The organism is Arenibacter palladensis, from assembly GCF_900129275.1.
Lineage (GTDB): Bacteria > Bacteroidota > Bacteroidia > Flavobacteriales > Flavobacteriaceae > Arenibacter > Arenibacter palladensis.
In genome coordinates, this window is sequence record NZ_FQUX01000006.1 from 61,621 (window position 1) to 85,330 (window position 23,710).

Below are 23,710 nucleotides of genomic sequence, written 5' to 3' on the forward strand. Positions count from 1 at the left end.
AAATTATATGCCAAAAGTGTTTCTATATGAAACTTGCCATTAAGATATTAATACTTTAATTTTAAAGAAGATAAAATACAGACAAAATGGGAAAAGGAGATAAAAAATCGAAAAGAGGCAAAATTATTAATGGCACCTATGGAACAAGGCGCAAAAGAAAAATTAAAAAAAGACCCACTGTAGAAGAAAAAATAAATCCCGGTAAGAAAAAATAAGGGCAATGTCTATAAGAGCTTAGTCCACTATAAAATTAAGGACTACATCCCCCTCCTCGGGGATACTTAAGCCATAGGTGTAAAATCCATTTTCCAAGGGTGTTTCACCTACAAAATCTATGGGCTGAAAAACGTAATTCTCCTCACCGACCATTATATTTATATAGGCATAGGAATAAGCCGTTTCATATTCCAGATAACCGGAATATTCATCAGGACCTATATTCTCATGAATCATTTCATCACTGCCCACCTGCACGGTATCAAAGATAACATTGCTTTCATTTTTAATCCTGATATTCACCCCTTCCAGATTGTCATCCCTATCCGAACAACCAATAAACACAGCAGCAATCAAAAATAATAAAGCGAATCGTTTCATATCAATCTCAATTAAGTAGTAGTACTTATTTGAAAATAACGCTTTTTTTTCTGAAATATTCTATCGGATAAACACGGGTTGATTTTCCTTTAAGGTGTGTTCCTTACTGTACAGGTAGCCATCTCTGTCAAACCCCTTAACATCGTCCAAGGTTTTGGCATCGGTGTCCAAAATATAGCGCACCATTGTTCCCCTAGCTTTTTTAGCGAAAAAGCTTATTATCTTTAAATTATCATTCTTCCAATCCTTGAATATTGGGGTAATTACAGGTACCTTAAGTTGCTTTTCATCTACTGCACTAAAATATTCATTGCTAGCCAGGTTAAGGAAAAGCTCATTGTCCTCCAATTCTGAATTTAAATAATCTGTGATCTGTTTTTTCCAGAACTCGTATAAATTCTTTTTGCGTCCTATCTTTAATTGTGTCCCCATTTCCAAACGATAGGGCTGCATTAGATCCAAAGGTTTTAAAACACCATATAAACCGGACAATATCCTAAGTTTCTCCTGAAGACTTTCCAATTTATCCGTGGCCAGGGTATATGCGTCCAGACCTTGGTAAACATCCCCATTAAATGCATAGATCGCCGGCCTGGCATTTGCTTCTGTAAAGGGTACCGCAAATTGCTGGTTCCTTTCCCAATTAAGTTCTGCAAGATTGGCAGAAATGCCCATTAACTCGGATAAGGCCTTGGGCTTTTTCTTGGACAGAACCTTGTTCAACTGTTCCGCCTCTTTTATAAAATAGGGTTGTGAAAATTCCTTAGTAGGCAATTTACTTTCAAAATCCAAAGATTTTGCAGGTGATATTACTATTTTCATACTTGCTGGGATCTTTTTTAAGAATTGGATCAAAAATAATGTCTGAACATTAAATTACCTAAGCCTTTAAAATCTTGTTATCAATATCGGTATAAACGAAACCTATTCAACTTGGCTATGTTTGGCGTATTGCTTCCATTTTTCGATGCAATTGGCCATGTCCTCAGGAATTTCGGAATCGAACCTCATAAATTTTCCGGAAACGGGGTGCACAAACCCCAAGGTCTTTGCATGTAGAGCCTGTCTAGGTAAGATTTTAAAGGCATTATCCACAAATTGCTTGTATTTGGTAAAAGTGGTCCCCTTTAATACTTTTTCCCCACCGTAGCGCTCATCGTTGAACAACGTATGGCCTATATGTTTTAAATGCACCCGTATCTGATGTGTCCTACCTGTTTCCAAAGTACAGGAAAGCATGGTTACATATCCGTATCGTTCCAGAACCTTATAATGGGTAACCGCTTCCTTGCCCTGCTCTCCTTCTGGAAAAACATGCATCTGCAATCGATTTTTAGGATTACGGCCTATGTGACCCTCAATGGTTCCTTCATCCTCTTCCACATTTCCCCAGACCAATGCTATATATTCCCGTTCGCTAGATTTTTCAAAAAACTGCTTGGCCAAATGCGTCATGGCAGCTTCAGTTTTTGCCACGACCAATAGGCCAGAGGTATCCTTATCTATTCTATGCACCAATCCGGGACGTTCATCACTATTCTTTGGTAAATTGTCGAAATGATAGATCAGGGCATTGATCAAAGTTCCTGAATAATTTCCATGCCCGGGATGTACCACCATACCAGCTGGTTTGTTCACCACCAAAAGAACATCATCCTCATAGACGATATCCAAAGGTATATTCTCTGGTGTAAGTAAGTTTTCATGGGGCGGGTGCGCAAACATGACCCGGATATGGTCACCTGCCTTTACCTTGTAATTTTGTTTTACCGTAGCTCCGTTTACCCAGACATTTCCATCCCTTGCGGCCTGCTGAATCTTATTGCGCGTTGCGTTTTCAATGAAATTCATTAAAAACTTATCTATCCTTAACGGATCCTGACCTTTGGAAGCCTTAAAACTATGATGCTCAAAAAGTTCCTCCTCATTTAATTCAAAATCATCCTGTACTTCCATAATTATTCGGACTCTGCCTTTACTTCTGCTCTTGAGGTAATATTACCGTTGCCGCATATCAACTCTATCTTAGAGGTTTTTGGCAGCTTGTCACCTGGGACAATATATTTTCCTTTATACTTAATGTTGTAGACCATGTCTTTTCCCAATTCGTCCACATAAGTAACCCTTTCCACTTCCAAACCGACCGCTTTGAGCATTGAGCTTGCATTTCTTTGGGTAACCTGAATAATATTGGGAATAGTAACTTTTTTATATCCGGATGGATTAACGGTTATATAAATTTTCCTGTTCTCTTTAACCTTGCTCCCTGCACGGGGAGTTTGGTCAATAATGGAAAACCTAGGATAGGTTGGATTGTAATTGGCCGAATCCAATACCTCATATCTCAACTGTGATTGATCAATAATAGACCTCATCTCCGTCACCGACATTTTGGATAGATCCGGAACCTCCACAAACTTACCGTGATTGGTAGTGGCTTTTAAATACTGCATTGCCCCAACTACCAACAAAACAGAAACCACTAATGCCAGCACCAACTGAATCAAAAAAGTTTTACTCGTTAAAAAATTAAAAAAATTTCGCATGGTATATTTTCTTGTGCCACAAAGATAGAAAACCGGACGCTTTTTCTTTACTTTGAACGCATGTTATTTGATTATTGATTTTAGCCATTGGACAGCTTTAAAATAAGCCAGAATAAATATGGGCATTTTAAAGTATCCTTGCAGGCAATAACTCACTTTGACTAGCTGTTTTTACCAATTTTTAAATTTAGTTCTATCCAATGAAAAAAAATATTGCAATTATAATGGGCGGCTACTCCAGCGAGTACAAGATTTCCTTAATTAGCGGAGGTGTGGTATATGATTATTTGGACAAAGAAAAATTCAACGCCTATAGAATACATATTTTTAAGAATAAATGGGTCTATGTAGATGCCGACCAAAAAGAACATCCTGTTAATAGGCACGATTTTACAGTTGAACTTGCTACGGAAATTATAAAATTCGACTGCGTGTTTAATGCAATCCACGGTTCCCCCGGGGAGGATGGCCTTATGCAGGCCTACTTTGAGCTGATCGGGATACCACAAACTTCCTGCGATTACTACCAGGCTTCCCTGACCTTTAACAAACGAGACCTATTGAGCGTTCTTAAACCTTATGGCATTAAGTCGGCACCTTCGTATTATATTAATTTGGGAGACCCGATTGACGAAGATGGGATAATAGCAAAAGTAGGATTGCCCTGTTTTGTAAAGGCCAACAAGGCCGGAAGCAGTTTTGGCATTTCCAAAGTGTATAAAAAGGAAGAATTACTTAAAGCCATTGACAATGCCTTTAAAGAGGATAATGAAATACTTATAGAATCTTTTTTGGACGGAACCGAGGTTTCCGTAGGCGTTATCAAATACAAAGGGGAGACCAAAGTATTGCCGATCACGGAAATTGTATCGGAAAACGATTTTTTTGATTATGAAGCCAAATATGAAGGTAAATCACAAGAAATAACGCCGGCAAGAATAACAATGGAACAAGAACAAAAGGTGAGCCAAATAGCCAAAAAAGCCTATGAGGTGTTAAAAATGAAGGGGTTTTCTAGAAGTGAGTTCATTTTTGTAAATGACGAGCCTTTTATGCTGGAAATGAACACTACACCCGGACTTACCACAGAAAGTATATTGCCCCAACAGGCAAAAATTGCAGGTATCTCCCTATCCGAACTTTTTGAAAGTGCCATTTGGGAAGCTTTGAAAGAAAATAATTAATTCTAATACCATGCCCGGTTATCATATAATGGGTATTTTAGTTAACCATTCATTTCCGGCTACTTGTTATGCCAATGGAGATTGACAATTTTAATTTTGCAATAATGAAGAAAAGACGTGCTATTTTTCCAGGTTCTTTTGACCCTTTAACCTTAGGCCATTATGATATTATTAAAAGGGGAATAACCCTTTTTGATGAACTAATCATTGCCATAGGGGTTAATACCGATAAAAAATACATGTTTACTCTCGAGGAGCGCAAAAGATTTATTTCCGAGGCATTTAAGGACGAACCACAAATAACCGTTCTAACCTATCAGGGGCTAACGGTCGACTTCTGCAAAAAAGTCAATGCCGGTTTTATACTAAGAGGACTTAGAAATCCAGGGGATTTCGAATTTGAAAAGGCAATAGCCCATACCAATCGTAAGCTTTCCGAAATAGAAACCGTATTCTTGCTTACCTCTTCGGGCAAATCGTATATTAGTTCATCCATTGTAAGGGATGTCATCAGAAACGGTGGGGACTACTCTGGCTTGGTACCTGATTCGGTACGGACAAAATAATAAATTCTCCCCTGTCCTTTTCCTCCAGGAAACCAAATTCAAATATGGCTTAGCCATATAATTGTCACTCCCTGACGACCACATTTTTCTAGTTTCTAAAGGGCTACGGACATCCAAAATAGACTTGAAATTTCTTGATATTACCATTACACAACTAATTTCGTCCAATTCACAACAATCTATTCGCTGTATTAAATAATCGGACTACTATTGTAGGAAAATGCGACAGATGATTATGAATACCCCCATCGTATCAAACCAATTCCTAATAAAACAGCTGCCTAAGGCAACGGCTTTTATTAATAAGGAATTTAAGGTTGTGCTCGCGTCGGATAAGTGGGCCGAAGATTTTGGTTTCCAAGGCAAGGATTATATTGGAAAATCCATTTATGAACTGTTCGGCAGTACGAGCAAGAAATGGTCCAACAATTTGTTGGCTTGTTTCGATGGAAAATTTCCAGAGTCTGAAATAGAGGTCTATCCAGATAACAGCTCTAAAGAAAGGTGGTTCGAATGGACCAATATTCCATGGTACGATGAACAGGAAAACATAATTGGGGCCATTGTTCAAACGGAAGATGTAACGGATAGGGTTAAAAACGAATTAAGAGTAGAGAAACTGGAGTTCCTACAAAAGGAAACCGGAGAGCATGGTAAAATAGGTAATTGGGAATACCAAAAATCCAAGGACAAGTTTACGTGCTGTGAAATGATAAGACGCATTTTCGAAGTCGATGATGATTTTGAAATCAATATAGACAACTCTGTAAATTTTTATAAGACCGGCTATAGCAGGAATACTATTTCCATGGCCATTTATTCCGCAAACCAGAAAAAAACTCCTTGGAACGAAAAATTGCAGATCGTTACCGCCAAAGGCAATGAAAAGTGGGTGAATGTTTCCGGAAAGCCATTATACAAAAATGGCGAATATGTGGGACTCATTGGAATTGTTCAAGATATTACGGATTTTGTTCAGAAAGAACAAAAGACCAAAGACAATGAACATCTATTAAAAACACTAATAAATAACCTACCATTACAGATCTATATAAAGGACACCCAATCCAAAAAGTTGCTGGCCAATAAATCCGAGCTGCAATTTCTTGGAATTGAAAATGAGTGCGATATTATTGGCAAGGATGATTTTGACCTGTACGACAGGGCCACGGCTCAAAAATTTAGGGAAGAGGACATTGAAGTGATGATTTCACAAATCCCCATGTTGAACAAGGAATTGACCCGAACCAACCCAGATGGTTCCGTTATTACCTTTCTAACTTCCAAAATTCCATTAATTGGGGAAAATGGAGAAGTTACCGGACTTGTAGGAATCAGCATGGACATTTCGGAACAAAAGCAAAAACAGAAAGAACTTAAAAGCCTAATATCCGTAACCTCCTCACAAAATAAGAAATTAATTAATTTTGCACATATTGTATCGCACAATTTAAGGTCCCACTCTGCCAATTTTGCCATGCTATTGGATTTCCTGGGCAATGAGGAAGATGAAAATGAAAGAACCAAAATAATGGAAATGCTCATGGACTCCTCCAAGCACCTTATGGAAACACTTCATAATTTAAATGATATTGTTGCCATAAATACCGAGTCCAACATAATTAAGAAAGAGGTCAACTTTAATAAAAAGCTAAACGCTGTTCTTAAGCAAGTCAATAATCAACTTAACAAGGCCAAAGCCACTGTAATTAGCGAAGTATCGGATGATGTTTACATAAACGTGGTACCTGATTACCTGAAAAACATATTGACCAACATAATTACCAACGCCCTTAAATATAAAAAACCAGATGTTGACCCAATTATAAAGTTGAGTGTTAATTATGTCCAAAATTATACGGTCATAAGTATCGAAGACAACGGCCTAGGTCTGGATTTAAAAAAATACGGAACCAAGTTATTTGGAATGTACAAAACCTTCCATGGCAACTCGGACGCAAAAGGTCTGGGGCTATACATTACCAAAAATCAAATTGAAGCCATGCATGGCAAAATAAGCGCCACTAGCCAAGTAGGTGTTGGAAGCACTTTTAATTTATATTTTAATGACAAAAATTAATTCAATATTCATTGTCGATGACGACACTATAACGATCTACGGAATTAAAAAAATCTTAACTTCTGTCGCCACGTGCAAGGATATTTTTGAATTCAAAAACGGACAAATGGCACTTGACCGTATAAAGGAAATGGTTATCGAAAAATCGGAACTGCCCGATTTAATTTTTTTGGACATCAACATGCCAATAATGGACGGCTGGGAATTTATGGAAGAGTTCATTAAACTACCTATAAACAAAAAAGTAAATATAAATATCGTAACCTCCTCCATTGACCAATTTGATATGGACAAGGCCGAAAATTTCAAGTCCTTGACACACCACACCGTTATTTACAATAGCAAACCTATTAGAAGGGCCGATATAGAAAAAATTACCGCTGCCATTTCTGTTTAATACCCAAGTTTTAGCTAACTTTGAATTCTTGAAGATTATTTTGGACCTCCTTTGCTAAGGAGTATTATCCATTCAATACCTAATTTTCCAAGTGAACTTCAAAGTCTTTTTTTTTGAGTTTTAAACAAATTATAACGTAGCATGAAACTTCTGGTAAGACTTTTTTTACTGCTTTGTCTTATTTCCTGCGAGACCAAAAAAGAAAGAAAAATTGAAGACATTAAAACTGTTTTTGAGCGCAGTAACGGAGAAGAAACGGCAACCTATCTACAAATAATAGACTTCTATATTCAACTTGCCAAGGAGTTTCCTGAAATAAATATACAGATCATTGGCAATACCGATAGCGGAAACCCCCTGCATGTGGTAACTTACAACCCGGATGCAGATTTTAATTTCCAAAAAATAGGGCGCGACAAGAGTATCCTATTTATAAATAACGGCATACATCCCGGAGAAAGCGATGGCATAGATGCAACCATGTTACTATTTAGGGATTTGGCATTAAAAAATATGGATGCCCCAAAAAATACCGTGGTAGTCACCATACCCATCTACAATGTGGGTGGTGCATTAAAAAGAAATTCTACCTCCAGGGTAAATCAAAATGGTCCTAAATCCTATGGTTTTAGGGGCAATGCAAAAAATTATGACCTTAATCGCGATTTTATAAAAGTGGATACTAAAAACGCCCACACCTTCGCCAAAATTTTTCACTTAATAAAACCGGATATCTTTATAGATAATCACGTGAGCAATGGGGCCGACTATCAATACACCCTCACCCACCTATTTACCCAACATAATAAATTGGGAGGCGAATTGGGCAATTACCTTCATGAAGAGATGGTTCCCACATTGGAAAATTCTTTAAAGGAATCGGATTGGGACATTACCCCCTATGTCAACGTATTTAACCAAGTACCCGAAAAAGGCTTTTCCCAATTTATGGACTATCCAAGATACTCCACAGGCTACACCGCCCTCTGGAACACCTTGGGCCTAATGGTTGAAACACATATGCTTAAACCTTACAAACAAAGGGTAGAGGGCGTATACGCCTTAATGACAAAAATCCTGGAAATCTCTGAAAAGGATTACAAGAAAATCAAGAACTTAAGGGAGAATGCCTTTGAAGTATATCTAGAAAAACAAAACTACCCACTGCAGTGGGCCATCGACACCACAAAAAGTACTATCCTGGAATTCAAGGGTTACGAAGCCGATGAATTTAATAGTGAAATAACAGGCTTCCCAAGGCTTAAATATGATAGGAACAGACCTTTTGTAAAAGAAGTTGAATACCAAAACTTTTATAATTCAACCCACGAGGTGGAAATTCCCAAGGCCTATGTTATTAAGAAAGGATGGGACAAAATAATAGATCTTTTATCGGTAAACCAGATAAGCTATAAGACCTTAAAACAAGATACTTCCATAGCGGTTGAGTCTTATAAAATAGATAGCTACAATACTGCCGAAAATTCATTTGAGGGCCACTACCCACATTATAATACCAAAGTACTGCGCAGCAACCAAAAAGTCAATTTTACAGCTGGGGACATCCTGGTCCCAACCAATCAGAAAGGCTTGCGCTATTTATTGGAAACCTTGGAGCCAGAGGCTACGGACTCTTTCTTTAATTGGAATTTCTTTGATGCCATTTTACAACAAAAGGAAGGTTTTTCCCCTTATGTTTTTGAAGACCTTGCCCTAGAAATCCTTCAAGAGAACCAAGAAATGAAAACCCAATTCAATTTAAAAAAGGAAATAGACAGTACTTTTGCCGGCGACTGGTACGCCCAACTGGATTGGATCTACAAAAGATCCAAATACTATGAAGCGGAACATATGCAATATCCCATTTATAGAATTTTAAAGGAATAATCCTTTAATCTTCAAACAGAATTCTAATATTGGCATAAGAATTATCCAAGGCTTTTTTTATTTTATCGGGGCCTTTCCATTTTACCTTTACAATCCCCTCAGAGGCTTCGCCCACTAAATTTCCTTTGTAATTGGTCTTCATGGCGAACCAATGTACCTCCTTTAATTTATAATTCCCATTCCTCTTAAAAAGGTGGTAGGTAGTCCTTAGAAAATTTTCAATTTTTAAACCCTTTACCCCGGTCTCCTCTTCTACTTCGCGCAATGCACATTCCTCTATGGTCTCCCCCTTGTCCAATTTCCCTTTAGGAAGGTCCCATTTATCGTTTCTATAAATAAAAAGTACTTTCCCTTCCTTGTTGGTTACCACTCCACCAGCCGCGACCACTAGCGGTATTTTCTTCGAAAATTTCTTTAATATCTCCTCATTATTAGGGTGATAAATAAAAGCTTCATTAAGTTTTTTGCTAGCCAAGGAGTCTATTGCCTCATTAATAGCAGACCCGTTCAACAAAAAATATTTATTATTTGCCGTATCTGATAATTTATTTGTTAAAATCAGAGGTGACTCATTAACAAAAACTTTATACATTTGCGTCATGGTTTTAGACAAAGACACCGCCAAAAAAACTGCAGAGCTTCTGCTGCAAATTAATGCAATTAAGTTGAAACCTGAAAATCCTTTTACATGGGCTTCAGGATGGAAATCTCCAATTTATTGCGATAATAGGATAATCCTTTCGTACCCAAGCATTAGGAACTATGTTCGGGAACAAATGGGAAAGCAAGTAGAAAGTCTGTACGGGAAGCCGGATGTAATAGCCGGAGTGGCCACCGGGGCCATTGGAATCGGGATGCTCGTAGCCGAGTATTTGGGACTTCCTTTTATATATGTAAGACCGGAAGCCAAATCGCACGGTCGTCAAAACCAAATAGAAGGCCGGTTGGAGGCCAATCAGAGTGTCGTTGTCATTGAAGACCTTATCAGTACCGGAAAAAGCAGTCTAAATGCTGTGGATGCCCTAAAGAGCAATGGCGCAAATGTAAAGGGAATGCTGGCTATTTTCACCTATGGCTTTGATATAGCCAATGAAAACTTTAAGAAATACGGGCTGGATCTACATACCTTGAGCAATTACGATTATTTAATTCAGCAGGCCTCGGACACCAATTATATAAAAGAGAATCAATTAAAAACTTTACTAGAGTGGAAAAGTAGCCCCTCTACCTGGCAATCTTAAATTATGTATTTAGAAACTCCCAAGAAAAAAGTTAATAAAAGCAGTAAGGAAGTTTTTGATTTTCTGAACGATGTGAAGAATTTCGAAACCTTAATGCCAGAAAATATCAGTAAGTTCGAGCTTATAAATGAAAATAGATTTTTGTTTGCCCTTAAAGGAATGCCCGAAATTGTATTGCAAAAAAAACAGCAGACACCGCATTCGCAATTGATTTTAGGTGCTGCAAGTGACAAATTACCCTTTACCCTGACTGCCGATATTACTGCCATAAATGATCAGGAATCAGAGGTAACCTTGAGTTTCGAAGGAGAATTCAATGCCATGATGGCCATGATGATAAAATCTCCAATCAATAATTTTATAGGTACGCTGTCCGAGAATCTTTCCAAAATATAAGCATAAGCCCTTATTTGGCGTAAAATACTCAATATAGCAGCTTAACCTCTTTTAGGTTGAATTCCTTAAGGATGTTATCCTCCAATAAAATCTTTAGTTTACCTGCACTTGAAACGCCCTTAATAAATCCCATAAACATTTCATCATCCTGATTTTTAAAGGTGGAAGGTTTATCCTTTCTAAAAAGTGCGGTCTCATAACGTTCAACAAGATTTGCCCTGTCCACTTTCTTGTTCTTGGTGAGTAAACTTTTTAGATTTTCCACAATACTCAATAATAGTTCGTCAAGATCCAATGACCTACCCAAAAGCAGCTTTAAAGAGGACACATTGGGAAGGCTATTGAATGTTAATTGATTTACATTTAAACCAATTCCGACAATTGACGCCTGAATATGTTGTCCGGATAAAATATTTTCGATAAGAATTCCACAAATTTTGGAATGTCCTGACATTATGTCGTTAGGCCATTTAATCTTTAAATCGGGTACTTGAAGTTGGGCCAAAGTATCATAAATTGCCAGTGAAACATAAATATTCAAAAGAAACTGCTCTGAGACTGGCTCCTCTAAAGATTTTACTAAAACACTAAAGGTCAGGTTCTTACCTGGTTCCGAAAGCCAACTTGTCCCCATTTGCCCGCGCCCCTTCAATTGTGTATGGGCCATCACTGCCGTAAAATCCTCGATCTTATTTTGGAACAACAAATCTTTTAAATAGGCATTTGTTGAGTCCGTGGCACTAAGTTTGATTAATTGCATTTACAATCTTATGATTATTATATAATGTATTGTTAAAAACAATAGTTAAAAAAACAAAAAAATAATAACTTTGTAAAAATTTAAAATTTTTGAATGCAGAAAAGGAAAAGTAGCGCAGATGAGTTAATTGCCTTAATTTTAAGTGGAATAGAAGAGGTTAAAGGACATGATATAAATTTACTTGATCTTAGAGATATTGAGAATACTGTTTGTGACTACTTTATTATTTGTAATGGTACTTCCAACACACATGTAAATGCCATAGTAGGCTCCATCCAAAAAACCGTCAGTAAAGCAATTCAAGACAAACCTTGGCATGTAGAAGGTTCTGACAATGCAGAATGGGTATTAATGGACTACGTAAACGTAGTGGTACATGTATTTCAAAAACAAGTTAGAGAATATTATGATATAGAAGGACTTTGGGGAGACGCCAAAGTAACCTCAGTTGAAAGTAGCTTCAATCAGTAAAAAAAAATAATGGCAAAAGAAAATAATACAGGTCCCAAAAAACCCAAATTCAATACTTGGTGGATATATGGCGTAATAGCAATATTATTAATCGGTTTTCAATTTTTCGGCAGCGGAAACTTCGCGAATACCAAAAAAGCGAGTACTTCCGAACTTCAGGAGTATCTTAGAAATGGGGATATCAGAAAAATACTGGTCATTACCAATACCAGACAAGCAAAAATATTCCTTACCGAAGAAGCCTTAAAAAAGGAGGTTCACAAGGATGTGTCCGATCAGCCTTTCTCTTTGACGGCCACTGCTACGCCCCAATATGTAGTAAACTATGGGGATCAGCAGAACTTTGAAAATGAGATCAATGACATTAAAAAGGAAAACAATTTAGACACGGAGCTTACCTACGACCAAGAATCGAATGTGCTTACCGAACTCCTTTTAACCTTATTGCCATTTGTACTGATCATAGGCATTTGGATCTATTTGATGCGTCGTATGTCCGGTGGAGCCGGTGGAGGCGCTGGCGGTCAGATTTTCAATATTGGAAAGTCCAAAGCCAAATTGTTCGACGAAAAAACGGATACAAGAACCTCGTTCAAGGACGTTGCCGGATTGGAAGGCGCCAAGGAAGAAGTAGAGGAGATTGTGGAATTCTTAAGAAATCCGGACAAATACACCTCCCTAGGGGGTAAAATCCCTAAAGGAGCCCTATTGGTAGGACCTCCAGGAACCGGTAAAACCTTATTGGCCAAAGCTGTTGCGGGGGAAGCAAAAGTTCCTTTCTTTTCACTTTCCGGTTCGGATTTCGTGGAGATGTTCGTAGGGGTCGGAGCCTCTAGGGTAAGAGACTTGTTTAAACAAGCCAAAGACAAATCACCGGCCATTATCTTTATTGATGAGATCGATGCCATTGGTAGGGCCAGGGGCAAGAATAATTTTACAGGTTCCAATGATGAAAGGGAAAATACCCTTAACCAGTTATTGACCGAAATGGATGGTTTTGGCACCAATACCAACGTTATTGTTTTGGCAGCTACCAACCGTGCAGATGTTTTGGACAAGGCATTAATGAGGGCTGGCCGATTTGATAGACAGATATACGTAGACCTTCCGGACATTAGGGAAAGGAAAGAAATATTCGAAGTACACTTAAGACCTATAAAAACGGCCGAAACATTGGATTTGGATTTTCTGGCCAAACAAACTCCTGGTTTTTCGGGTGCCGATATTGCCAATGTATGTAATGAGGCGGCATTGATCGCAGCACGTAAGGAGAAAAAGGCTGTTACCAAACAGGACTTCTTGGATGCTGTGGACAGAATTGTAGGAGGGCTTGAGAAAAAGAACAAAATAATTACTCCAGGAGAAAAGGAAACCATTGCCTATCATGAAGCCGGACACGCCACAGTAAGTTGGATGTTGGAACATGCCGCTCCTTTGGTAAAAGTGACTATTGTGCCCAGAGGACAATCCTTAGGTGCCGCATGGTATTTGCCAGAAGAACGCCTTATTGTTCGTCCGGAACAAATGAAAGATGAAATGTGTGCTACCCTAGGTGGTAGGGCTGCCGAAAAAGTAATCTTCAACAAGATATCAACGGGCGCACTTAGCGATTTGGAAAAAGTGACCAAACAAGCCAGGGCCATGGTAACCATTTATGGATTAAACGATGAGATTGGTAACATTACCTATTACGACTCATCTGGTCAAAATGAATATGGTTTCTCCAAACCTTATAGCGAACAGACGGCATTGACCATAGACAGAGAGATTTCCAAGCTTATTGAAGAGCAATATAAAAGGGCGGTTGAACTATTGTCCAAAAACAAAGATAAACTTACCGAATTAGCGCAACGTTTATTGGAAAAAGAAGTTATATTTAAGGACGATTTGGAAAAGATTTTCGGTAAGCGTCCTTTTGAAAAAGACAAAAGACTGGAAGCTGAGGAAGCAGCAGAAAAAGAGGAAAAAGCCAACAAGGATCTTCCAAAATCAGAAACAGAAAAATAAAACAATAAATAATTCGTTGTTCCTAAACAACTAGGGGCTTAAGGCTCCATTTAGACATTAATGGGATTATTTGATAAACTTTTCGGGGGAGGAAAAAGAAAGGTTTCCAAGGAAACTGTGGAAACGAGAGGGCAACATATGCCCGACTTAAACATTCCTGTCGACGAAAAGTTTACCATTAATTTTAAACACAACGGAGGCAAGTTCCTTTATTGCGATTCCATTAATGAAGTTTTCACCAATTTGGACAACATTATCATTGAAAATAAATGGCAGGACCAAACCTTTTTTTCAATGGACAAAAGATTGGAGGAAAAGTTTGCCAAACAAGAAATTAATTTCACCAATCTCCCCAATAACAGCGAAATATTTTTTACTACCTGTGAGCATTTAATTGCCCAAAATGGTTCCATTTTGGTCTGCTCCAATCAACTGAAAGAAAGAAAGCTTCACGAATTACCATCAAATGTTATTGTTTTTGCTACAACCAGCCAAATGGTAGAATCTATTGGCGAGGGATTAAAGACAATTAAAAAGAAGTATAAAAATGTAATTCCTGCCAATATTACTACCATTAAACATTTCCAACCCACGGCTGAAAATTCAGACGATTTCTTAACTTACGGAAGTAGTTCTAAAAATCTTTATCTTTTACTTCTGGAAGACTTATAACATGAGAGAAATTTTAAGGCGCTTACTTACAGGTGCAGTCTATGTAATTCTGCTACTTTCCGCCGTATTCCTAAGCTCCGATGCGTTTGATTTTTTATTTATGACCTTTGGTCTCGCCTGTCTTTATGAGTACAAACGAATGATTAAACTGCCGGGCTACCATATTTTCATAGCCTATTTGGCACTTTGGTGGGCATTTATTTATATTATAGATGATAAGATTCCCGTCAATATTTTGATGTTCATTACAATATCGATTAATTTTATACTGTTGTACTATCTCTTTTCCGGTAAGGAAAAGCTGTTCAACAATTTGCAAAAGTTTATTATTGGTTTATTTTATATAGGGGGAGGATGTATTTTCCTTACCATGATACCGTACAAGGACAATGAATTTGCAAAATTTCTGATCATGGGGGTATTTATCCTTATCTGGGTCAACGATACTTTTGCCTATTTGGTAGGAAAAAGTATTGGTCGCAATAAATTGTTCCCGTCCATTTCCCCTAAAAAAACAATAGAGGGAGCTATTGGAGGTTTTGTTTTTGCCTTGGCTGCATCTTATTTTTTATCGAAATATGAGACCAATATTTCATTGGGACAATGGTTGATCCTAGCAACGGTGATTGTCATTACGGGAAGCTTGGGCGATCTTATAGAATCAAAATTTAAAAGGACCGCTGGGGTCAAGGACAGTGGAGCAATTTTACCGGGACATGGCGGCATGTTGGACCGATTGGACAGTTTGGTTTTTGCCGCACCTTTCGCATATTTAACTTTAATTATTTTTTCCCATGTTTCATAAAGAAGGACAAAGAATTATTATAACAACCTTTATTATAGTTTGTTCCATTATAGTGTTGGCCAATTATTTTATAGATTTAACTTGGCTAAAATTTGGACTTCAAATAATTTCCCTGCTTATCCTTATTTTGATTCTACAGTTTTTCAGAAATCCCAAAAGGAACGTTTCCAAGAATTTTGATGAAATATTGGCGCCCGTAGATGGCAAGGTGGTTGCTATTGAAGAAGTGGAGGAAACCGAATATTTTAAGGCAAAACGGATACAAGTATCCATTTTTATGTCTCCAATAAATGTGCACGTTACAAGATACCCGGCAAGTGGACTGGTTAAATTTTCAAAATACCATGCCGGAAAATATCTGGTAGCTTGGCATCCTAAATCAAGCGAAGAGAACGAAAGAACTACCATTGTTATTAATACTCCCAAGTTTGGGGATATCCTCTACCGCCAAATTGCCGGTGCCTTGGCACGACGTATAGTCAATTACGCTGAAGTGGGTGAAAGCGTTCAACAAGGGGAAGATGCAGGATTTATTAAATTTGGCTCTAGGGTAGATTTGTTCTTACCTTTGGATAGTGCAATTACCGTGAAATTACACCAAAAGGTGACCGGAGCAAAAACATGTATTGCAACTACAAGGGTTAAAAAAGAAAATGAAGACTGATAAACTAAAGAAAGATTTTATAGCAGCGGTCGATTTCGTTAATGATTATACAGACCCGTTGCCTGCCGATCTTTTATTAAAACTATACGCCTATTTCAAAATTGCCAATCGCAATTTTAGCCATCCAGGCAGCAGGACGCCCTTAATAAACGCATTTAAGGCCAATGCCCTGATCCAAGCAAAAAATGTAAGCATTGAAGAAGCTATGGAACGCTACATAGAACTGGTGGACAAAGAAATAAGGAATAACAAAAAGTAAAGCTCAAATTCTATTTGGGATATTATAAAAAGCCTTCTAACCAACCTTAAATTTGATTTGGCAGATAAGACAAGAAACGGTTATTATCCGAGCCTTCCCATTCCTAGAAATGCAATATATTATTTTTTGGCTTGAATAAAGTCTTTAGGCAGCCATCCCCATTTCGGTTTCCCTATTTTCAAAATAGGTGAAATATATACCTGCTAAAATCGTGATCAGAAAATAGGCCCCAATCCACGCATTGCCCATTGGAAGGAAAGCATTTAAGCCGAACCAATCACCAAAATAAACTATCCACAAAATGCCGGCCACCCCTCGGATCACCTCAACAGCAACAGCATATTTTTTCCTATCCATAAGGGTAGTATATCCATAGATACCAATAAAAATAAAGCCACTAAATATAAGCAGTCCCTCAAAACCAATTTCTGTGTAGTTGTAGAACATAAACATCATTAGCCCCAAACTTATTAGCATCTGGAAAATAGCATATCCCTTCAACCCACTGGTAGCATTGGAAGCATATCTTTTAAAATTGTAAACGTCCCCTATAATGGCAATGGGATACTTTTCCTTAACATCATCGGGCCGCCAGCCAGTAGGCATAAACCAAATACGCAATTTGTCGCGAAAGCTCTTGGTTCGCCATGCATCTTGTAATATCCTCCACAAATGCTGAAAATTGATAATTATAGGGTTCCAAGTCCCTGCGGGTTTCAATACTCCAAATTGGGGCGGAACCTCCTCCAGCTCCTCCTGAAAAGTACCGAACATACGATCCCAAACACACAGAATCTGACCTAGGTTCTTATCTATATATTCCGGATTGATGGCATGGTGCACCCTATGTTGGGAAGGGGTGACCAAGATATATTCCAACCATCCCATTTTGCCGATATGCCTGGTGTGATACCAGAATTGCGCAAATAAGTGTATCGGGGCCAAAATGGCTATGACCATGTGGGGCACGCCCAAAACCGCTGCTGGAATAAGGAACAGCGAAAAATAACCCACTAGGTTGCTGATAGGTTGCCTAAGGGCACAGGCAAGATTGAACTCTTCACTGCTATGGTGAATTACATGTTGATTCCAAAAAATATTTATTTTATGGCTAAGCCTATGGTTCCAATAACCCGCAAAGTCCAGAACAATAAATGCAATTGTCCACACCAACCAAGTAGCCTTAATTTCGGTTATGGCCAAATGCTCCAATAAAAATGGATAGGAAACTACGATCAGCGCCAGGCCCAAGGTATCCTTGATTATATTGGTCAACCCCGAACTTATACTGGAAACCGTATCCATAACCTTATGCATTTGTTTTTTTACAAAATAGCCATAGGTTATTTCTATTGTTAAAAGGATTACAAAAAACGGGATGGCATATAAAAGTGCCGTTGCGTAGGTCTCCATAAAGCAAGGTAAATTCTGAAGTACATAACAAATATAGTGAAAATCGTTATTTTTTTACCAGCCCTTAATTCAGTAATAAGAATCAAATCATCTTAATATAGTTAACCAACAAAATAAACGAAGTTTGAGATACAATTGGATTCCGCATAGAAAGGCCTCCATGGCATTCCGCTAAAGCCTTTGTTTTCAATTTAAATAAAGTATAAATTAGTCCTATATACCCTATATTCGCCTTTAGATGAATTTAAGACATTCCATAGTTACCCGATTTGCGCTTTTCTTCACGGGCCTAATCATTTTCTCCATTCTTTTATCCGGGTATTTGGTCTTTAGAAAAGCTTCACAAGTAATTACCGCGCATTCCAAAGAACGTATTATGCATGCTTCCGAATTGGCGGAACAGTCCTTTTATGCCTTATTAAATGAGGTCACCAATGACATTGCGGTAATAGCATTGAGTCCAACCTTACAACAACATATATTTCAACCCTCAGAAAAAACCACCAACGATATTGACCAGCTCTTCCGAATTATACTGGAAAACAAAGAAACCTATTTTCAGATCAGACTATTAGAGGCGGATGAGAACGGTAAGGAGATTATTCGTTTCGATAAGTTGGATGGCCAAGTACTAAAGTCGACCAATCTACAGCAAAAAGGGGACCGTGAATATTTTAAGGAGGCGCTTCAAATAGGAAAAGGCGAACACTATTTTTCCAATATCAATTTAAATGAGGAATACGGCGTAATCAGCACTCCTTTTACCCCTACCCTACGTGTTGCCAGCCCCATTTTTGATAATGAAAACTTAAAAGTTGGCATTTTGATAATTAATATAAACCTTAGTCCGCTATACCTTGGTCTTGATCAAATTGCCGGTACTGACAGTCAGTTCTATTTAATAGATACCCAAGGTCAGTATTTATACTCAGGTGACAGGTCCCAACAGTTTGGCCAACAGACCCGAAAGTTTCAAAATTTTTATTCTGATTTCAATGTTGACGATAGTTCCCGGACCCCCCCGAAGGATGGTTTCCAGCAGCTCACAGGACAGAACGGCAGTAGTTATCTAAGTTATTTTAAGGAATTGCCTTATTTTGATGGAAAACGAAAAATATTTCTGATTTCCAATATGGATCAAAATATATTGTTGAAAAATGCCCTTAGCGTACGATCGGAAAGTATTCAGACATTGCTGTGGGTATGCCTATTTTCAATTCTTTTGTCTTGGTTCTTTACCAATTTATTTTCAAAAAAAATTAAGAAAATCACAAAAGCGATCAGCAACTACGATCAGGGTATTCCCGATGACAACACCCTACCTACCAATAGAAAGGACGAAATAGGGATCTTGGCCAATACCTTTACCAAAATGAAGGTAAAAATAGATCAAAATGTCCTTGAATTAAACACGGCACTGGAGAAGGAACAGGTGGCCAGAAAACAAAGGGATGAATTTTTACAAAATATGAGTCACGAAATGCGAACCCCTCTCAACGCTATTTTGGGCCTTACCAAATTGTTGTACAAAAACGCCTCGGAACCACAATTACCCATTATTAATGCACTGGAAAGAAGCTCCAATAGCTTGGCCGGCCTAGTATATGACGTTCTGGACCACCAAAAATTAGTTGAAGGCAAGCTGCACATTCAATTGGAACCTACCAATATTGCTGAGCTTTTAAGGGATATTCACTCCACTTATTTGTACGAAGCTGTTCAAAAAGGACTTACTTTCAATTTAAGTATAGACGAAAAGCTTGAAACTACCCTCATTCAGACCGATGCCTTAAGATTGACACAGATAGTTACAAATCTCGTGGTAAATGCTATAAAATATACCAAAAAGGGTAGTATAAGCTTAATTGCTTCCATCAATGGTACGGAAAATAAAACCTTAAATATAAAGGTGAAGGATACTGGTGTAGGGGTACTTCCAAAAAACCTGAATAGGATAAACGACCGTTTTTTTATGGAAAAAAACGATCTATCCGGAAGGTATGGCAGCTACGGCTTAGGACTTTCCATTGTTAAACAGTTGACTACACTATTTGGGGGTACTTTGGTGGCTTCTTCCGTGAAAGGCAAAGGTTCCGAATTTCTGATCAGCATCCCTACCATTTCTCTAGCCACCCCTAAATTAACAAAACCAATTACCTCTTCAGTACTGCCTCTTCCGAAACTAAGTGGCAACTACAATATCCTGCACATAGAGGACGATGCATCTACTATGGAGCTGATAAAGCATATTCTAAAATTGGACAACATTGCCTTGCACCAAGCCAAAACCATAGACGAGGCCTTAAAACTTATAAATTCAGAAACACCAGATTTGATCATAAGCGATCTAATGCTGGCAAATGAAAAAATAAACACTAGCCTGGAACGTTGGATCAAAGCCAAAGAAATAAACTGTCCCCTAATTATTATTTCGGCCTTGGATGCTACGGAGGCCGACACCCCATTCGGCGAATATTTTCAAAAACCCTTCCAAATAGACCAATTAAAAGATACGGTCTATAAAATTTTAGGGAGCAATGAATTCAAGGCTCCCGATTTTTCAAATATCTATAACAATTATGACCATGACATTCCCAAAATAAACAAAGTTCTAAAATTACTGGAGAAGGAATTTGAAAACTATCTTAAAGGAATAAACAAAATTGGCGAAAGTAAGGATCAGGTGAAATGGGAAGCCATAATCCACAAAATAATAGCCCATATCAATAATCTTCAATTGACCGATCTAAAAGAGGCTCTCCCGGACAAAATAGCAATCGTTGATAAGAATCATCTTCACAAAATAAATAACATTTTTGCCTTTTATTTATGCTGTATCAGAGCGGAAGGACACCTTAATTCAAAAGTTGGATCTTCCTGAGCAATTCCTGGGCGTAACGCTGACTTACGGGGACATGGTCTTTATTAATTTCCACTGCACCGGTATGTATAACGTCTAACATATTAAGATTAATGATGTAAGACCGATGCACACGTTGAAAAAAATCCGGAAGTTTGGGTTCAAGGTCCTTGAGGGCCATTAGAGTCAATATTTTCTTGTTTTTGAAAACAATGGAAATGTAATTGGCCTCCGATTTAAAATAGGCTACTTCCTTCAATTTTATTTTCACCAATTTTCCACCTTCCTTTATAAACAATCTGGCATCCTTTTCCGGCGTTTTTTGGCTGGCGGAAAGAAATTCCTTCGCCCTTAAAAAACCCTTATAAAATCTAGGGAAATCTATTGGTTTAACCAGATAGTCCACAATTTTTGGGTAATTGTAGGAATCTATGGCGAAATCCTTATTGGAAGTAATCATAATAACAGCGGAGCTGGGATTTAAATCCAAAATATCCCTGCCCGTAATGTCCGGTAAATTATAGTCCAAAAAAATGAGATCAAACGATGAATTATGAATAAGGTTAATAGATTCAAAACCGGAAACCGTCGTAGTTACACCTTTAATTTCATTGATCTTACTGCAAAAGTGCTCAAGCAAATCACAAATCAACGGATCATCATCTACAATTAAACACCTCATGATCTTATCCAATAAATTACCATTTTCATAAAGCAATATAATCATTTCATATAAAAAATAATTTTCGAGCCATCTAAAATTCTACTATTGTTGGTAACTAAACCAACTAACATGAACCTTAAAAGACTTTTCTTACCTGTACTTGCTATCTTATTTTTTGGAATGATGGGCTGTAAGCAGTCCAAGACTTCCAAGAATATGGCGGATAATCTGATGGCCATGGCCGAGGAACCGCGGGGAAAGGATAACGTGGCCTACCAATGGGCCTTTATGGCCTTGGAAGGAACTGCTTTGGACACAGATCGGTTTAAACCTAGACCCACGGTTACTTCCAGATATCTTGGCTTAATATGTACCGCCATGTTCGATGCCTGGACACGATTTGATGAAAAGGCACAACCCCTATACCTAAAAGGTGTTGATCGTTTCCCAGAAAACAAAAGAACACTTAAAAACAAAGAAATAGCGGTAAGCTATGCCGCATATAGGGCCCTAAAGGAATACTATTATTCCGACAGTACATTGTTCAAGGAAAAAATGATCGCTTTGGGCCTTGACCCAGAAAATCAATCCCGTGATGCCAGCACGCCAGAGGGCGTTGGCAATCTTGCCGCAGATTTGGTAATCAATGCGCGTAAAAACGATGGCTCCAACCAGTACGGGGAAGTGGAAGGTTCCAATGGGCAGCCCTACTTTGATTATACCAATTATGCACCGGTAAATGACATTGACAGAAATATTGACCTCAACAGATGGCAGCCAAAGTATTTTATTGATGAGGAAGGCAATAAATACAATCCAGGTTGCCTAACACCCTATTGGCAAAAGGTAAAACCTCTATTATTGGAAACGGCAGATCAGTTTAGGCCTGGTCCACCGCCTATGGTCGGTTCCGAACAATTGGAAAAAGAAGTTCAGGAAGTTATTGACCTTCAGGCTAATTTAACCCCAGAAAACAAGGCCTTGGTAGAATTCATGCGAGATGGGCCCAAATCCGTACAACAGGCAGGACATTGGTTGAAATTTGCGCAAGACGTATCTACCCGGGACAACCATACCCTGGATCAAGATGTAAAGATGTACTTTTTAGTAGAATCTGTAGCCATGGATGCCTTTATCTCCTGTTGGGATTCCAAAATGTACTATGATTATACACGCCCCTATGCCTTGGTTCACGATTACTATCAAGACAAGGTAATTAAGGCCTGGGGAGGCCCAGATAAAGGAATGATTGAAATGAAGGGTAAGGATTGGAGGCCTTATTCCCCAGATGCCTTTCTTTGTCCACCTTTTCCAAGCTATGTTTCCGGCCACAGTACCATAAGCGGAGGATGTGCAGAGGCCTTGCGCTTGTTTACCGGGGACGACCATTTTGGAGTGGAAGTTGAACTGGTGCCGGGAGCACTTACAGAGCCCAATAATCTTGACGACCCGGTTATTATAAAATTTCCAACTTTTACAGAAACGGCCGAAATGGCAGGGATATCCAGAGTAATGGGAGGATATCATATCCAGGCCGATAATGTTGCAGGATTGGAATTGGGTAGGCAAGTAGCTAGACACCATTATAAGAAATACCTAGAGCTTATAGGTGAAAATGGTAAAGGAGCAGCTCTGGCAAACTAATAATATATTCCTTCAAAAAACCCCTACCCTGATCAGGAAATCCTTCATCTATCCGGAAAAATTAAATCTATAGAAAAAACTGTATTATTATGGTTCGTTTATCCCAAAATGGCAGAATACTTGGCATAAGCATAGGCATAATCTACCTATGGTTCGGATTGCTAAAATTTTTTCCTGGACTAAGTCCGGCGGACATACTGGCCAAACAAACCATTTCGTTATTGACCTTTAATTCTATTCCGGAAAATATTGGCATCCTGTTACTGGCAATAATTGAGGTCGCCATTGGGTTGTGCTTAATCTTTAAAATTCAGCTCAAAATAGTTATTGTTGCTGCGCTGATACATCTTGTATTAACTTTTATTCCAGTGGTATTTTTTCCTGAAATTTCCTTTTCCCAAGCCCCATTTTCACTTACTCTGGTAGGCCAGTACATTATTAAGAATATCGTAATAATCAGTGCGCTGTTTCTTATTTATCCACGGTCGTACGAAAAAGTTCCCCAACAATAAGTACATAAAGGGTTTGAGTCCTTAAACGCACAAGGCACTTTAACGATCATTATAATAGAAAATTATTTGGTAAAATAAACTAATT

General features: G+C 38.3%; 25 protein-coding genes. 17 read left to right on the top strand and 8 right to left on the bottom strand.

Translation table 11 applies throughout. The annotated features are described in order from the left end of the window. The first annotated feature begins 86 nt into the window (after nucleotides 1-86). Nucleotides 87-215: a 30S ribosomal protein THX gene (locus BUA60_RS15760; protein WP_072863338.1), complete on the top strand. Its 129-nt coding sequence runs from the start codon at nucleotides 87-89 to the stop codon at nucleotides 213-215. 19 nt (nucleotides 216-234) lie between these two features. Here the strand turns inward: BUA60_RS15760 and BUA60_RS15765 are convergent, their stop codons facing one another. The 4 genes from BUA60_RS15765 to BUA60_RS15780 all read right to left on the bottom strand — a co-directional run bounded on the left by BUA60_RS15765 (nucleotide 235) and on the right by BUA60_RS15780 (nucleotide 3,143). Further along, a complete protein-coding gene (locus BUA60_RS15765) occupies nucleotides 235-597 on the bottom strand; it encodes a hypothetical protein (protein WP_072863340.1) in 363 nt (120 codons plus the stop codon). A 60-nt stretch (nucleotides 598-657) separates the two neighbouring features. Continuing rightward, complete coding sequence (gene yaaA, locus BUA60_RS15770; RefSeq protein ID WP_072863342.1) at nucleotides 658-1,419, bottom strand: peroxide stress protein YaaA; 762 nt, start codon at nucleotides 1,417-1,419, stop codon at nucleotides 658-660. 102 nt (nucleotides 1,420-1,521) lie between these two features. Beyond that, complete coding sequence (locus BUA60_RS15775; protein WP_072863344.1) at nucleotides 1,522-2,553, bottom strand: RluA family pseudouridine synthase; 1,032 nt, start codon at nucleotides 2,551-2,553, stop codon at nucleotides 1,522-1,524. 2 nt (nucleotides 2,554-2,555) lie between these two features. Further along, the gene (locus tag BUA60_RS15780; protein ID WP_072863346.1) at nucleotides 2,556-3,143 is read right to left on the bottom strand and encodes a PASTA domain-containing protein; all 588 of its coding nucleotides are present in this window, start codon (nucleotides 3,141-3,143) and stop codon (nucleotides 2,556-2,558) included. Between the two features lie 200 nt (nucleotides 3,144-3,343). Between BUA60_RS15780 and BUA60_RS15785 the strand changes: the two genes are divergently transcribed. The 5 genes from BUA60_RS15785 to BUA60_RS15805 all read left to right on the top strand — a co-directional run bounded on the left by BUA60_RS15785 (nucleotide 3,344) and on the right by BUA60_RS15805 (nucleotide 9,257). Further along, entirely contained in the window at nucleotides 3,344-4,327 is a 984-nt protein-coding gene (locus BUA60_RS15785) for a D-alanine--D-alanine ligase (protein ID WP_072863348.1), read from the top strand. Nucleotides 4,328-4,431: 104 nt separating this feature from the next. Further along, entirely contained in the window at nucleotides 4,432-4,893 is a 462-nt protein-coding gene (gene coaD, locus BUA60_RS15790; RefSeq protein ID WP_072863735.1) for a pantetheine-phosphate adenylyltransferase, read from the top strand. Nucleotides 4,894-5,122: 229 nt separating this feature from the next. Further along, entirely contained in the window at nucleotides 5,123-6,973 is a 1,851-nt protein-coding gene (locus BUA60_RS15795) for a PAS domain-containing sensor histidine kinase (protein WP_084532628.1), read from the top strand. Continuing rightward, entirely contained in the window at nucleotides 6,960-7,370 is a 411-nt protein-coding gene (locus BUA60_RS15800; RefSeq protein WP_072863351.1) for a response regulator transcription factor, read from the top strand. Before BUA60_RS15795 ends, BUA60_RS15800 begins: the two co-directional genes overlap by 14 nt. A 141-nt stretch (nucleotides 7,371-7,511) precedes the next feature. Beyond that, complete coding sequence (locus BUA60_RS15805) at nucleotides 7,512-9,257, top strand: M14 family metallopeptidase (RefSeq protein ID WP_072863353.1); 1,746 nt, start codon at nucleotides 7,512-7,514, stop codon at nucleotides 9,255-9,257. A gap of 4 nt (nucleotides 9,258-9,261) precedes the next feature. Here BUA60_RS15805 and BUA60_RS15810 read toward each other — a convergent pair whose 3' ends face one another. Further along, the gene (locus BUA60_RS15810) at nucleotides 9,262-9,849 is read right to left on the bottom strand and encodes an NUDIX hydrolase (RefSeq protein ID WP_031444868.1); all 588 of its coding nucleotides are present in this window, start codon (nucleotides 9,847-9,849) and stop codon (nucleotides 9,262-9,264) included. Between the two features lie 7 nt (nucleotides 9,850-9,856). On the opposite strand from BUA60_RS15810, the gene pyrE reads away from it, so the two are divergent. Together pyrE and BUA60_RS15820 are read left to right on the top strand one after the other, a co-directional pair. Then, nucleotides 9,857-10,498, top strand: a complete 642-nt coding sequence (pyrE, locus tag BUA60_RS15815; RefSeq protein WP_072863355.1) for an orotate phosphoribosyltransferase — start codon at nucleotides 9,857-9,859, stop codon at nucleotides 10,496-10,498. Nucleotides 10,499-10,501: 3 nt separating this feature from the next. Beyond that, nucleotides 10,502-10,894, top strand: a complete 393-nt coding sequence (locus BUA60_RS15820; RefSeq protein WP_072863357.1) for an orotate phosphoribosyltransferase — start codon at nucleotides 10,502-10,504, stop codon at nucleotides 10,892-10,894. Between the two features lie 28 nt (nucleotides 10,895-10,922). On the opposite strand, the gene BUA60_RS15825 is transcribed toward BUA60_RS15820, so the two are convergent. Further along, nucleotides 10,923-11,654, bottom strand: coding sequence for a biotin--[acetyl-CoA-carboxylase] ligase (locus BUA60_RS15825; protein WP_072863359.1), 732 nt, complete (start codon nucleotides 11,652-11,654; stop codon nucleotides 10,923-10,925). A 93-nt stretch (nucleotides 11,655-11,747) separates the two neighbouring features. Between BUA60_RS15825 and rsfS the strand changes: the two genes are divergently transcribed. Genes rsfS through BUA60_RS15855 form a run of 6 tightly spaced genes read left to right on the top strand, consistent with a single transcriptional unit; the run spans nucleotide 11,748 to nucleotide 16,532 of the window. Beyond that, nucleotides 11,748-12,125, top strand: coding sequence for a ribosome silencing factor (gene rsfS / locus BUA60_RS15830; protein WP_072863361.1), 378 nt, complete (start codon nucleotides 11,748-11,750; stop codon nucleotides 12,123-12,125). Between the two features lie 9 nt (nucleotides 12,126-12,134). Beyond that, entirely contained in the window at nucleotides 12,135-14,132 is a 1,998-nt protein-coding gene (gene ftsH, locus BUA60_RS15835; protein WP_072863363.1) for an ATP-dependent zinc metalloprotease FtsH, read from the top strand. A gap of 60 nt (nucleotides 14,133-14,192) precedes the next feature. Next, the gene (locus tag BUA60_RS15840; protein WP_072863365.1) at nucleotides 14,193-14,804 is read left to right on the top strand and encodes an LUD domain-containing protein; all 612 of its coding nucleotides are present in this window, start codon (nucleotides 14,193-14,195) and stop codon (nucleotides 14,802-14,804) included. A gap of 1 nt (nucleotide 14,805) precedes the next feature. Then, nucleotides 14,806-15,609, top strand: coding sequence for a phosphatidate cytidylyltransferase (locus BUA60_RS15845; RefSeq protein ID WP_072863367.1), 804 nt, complete (start codon nucleotides 14,806-14,808; stop codon nucleotides 15,607-15,609). Continuing rightward, the gene (locus BUA60_RS15850) at nucleotides 15,599-16,273 is read left to right on the top strand and encodes a phosphatidylserine decarboxylase family protein (protein WP_072863369.1); all 675 of its coding nucleotides are present in this window, start codon (nucleotides 15,599-15,601) and stop codon (nucleotides 16,271-16,273) included. Before BUA60_RS15845 ends, BUA60_RS15850 begins: the two co-directional genes overlap by 11 nt. Continuing rightward, a complete protein-coding gene (locus tag BUA60_RS15855; protein WP_072863371.1) occupies nucleotides 16,263-16,532 on the top strand; it encodes an acyl-CoA-binding protein in 270 nt (89 codons plus the stop codon). The genes BUA60_RS15850 and BUA60_RS15855 overlap by 11 nt, the downstream gene beginning before the upstream one ends. Nucleotides 16,533-16,676: 144 nt before the next feature. Here the strand turns inward: BUA60_RS15855 and BUA60_RS15860 are convergent, their stop codons facing one another. Then, nucleotides 16,677-17,945: a sterol desaturase family protein gene (locus BUA60_RS15860; protein WP_072863373.1), complete on the bottom strand. Its 1,269-nt coding sequence runs from the start codon at nucleotides 17,943-17,945 to the stop codon at nucleotides 16,677-16,679. Nucleotides 17,946-18,183: 238 nt separating this feature from the next. Here BUA60_RS15860 and BUA60_RS15865 point away from each other — a divergent pair, with 238 nt between their 5' ends. Continuing rightward, nucleotides 18,184-20,826 carry an ATP-binding protein gene (locus tag BUA60_RS15865; RefSeq protein WP_072863375.1) on the top strand — a complete coding sequence of 881 codons (2,643 nt, stop codon included), beginning with the start codon at nucleotides 18,184-18,186 and terminating at the stop codon, nucleotides 20,824-20,826. Here the strand turns inward: BUA60_RS15865 and BUA60_RS15870 are convergent. After that, complete coding sequence (locus BUA60_RS15870; RefSeq protein WP_072863377.1) at nucleotides 20,801-21,532, bottom strand: LytR/AlgR family response regulator transcription factor; 732 nt, start codon at nucleotides 21,530-21,532, stop codon at nucleotides 20,801-20,803. The two genes, BUA60_RS15865 and BUA60_RS15870, sit on opposite strands and share 26 nt — an antisense overlap. 66 nt (nucleotides 21,533-21,598) lie before the next feature. Between BUA60_RS15870 and BUA60_RS15875 the strand changes: the two genes are divergently transcribed. Continuing rightward, complete coding sequence (locus BUA60_RS15875) at nucleotides 21,599-23,113, top strand: vanadium-dependent haloperoxidase (RefSeq protein WP_084532629.1); 1,515 nt, start codon at nucleotides 21,599-21,601, stop codon at nucleotides 23,111-23,113. 89 nt (nucleotides 23,114-23,202) lie between these two features. Then, entirely contained in the window at nucleotides 23,203-23,625 is a 423-nt protein-coding gene (locus tag BUA60_RS15880) for a hypothetical protein (protein ID WP_072863379.1), read from the top strand. The last annotated feature ends 85 nt before the right edge of the window (nucleotides 23,626-23,710 follow it).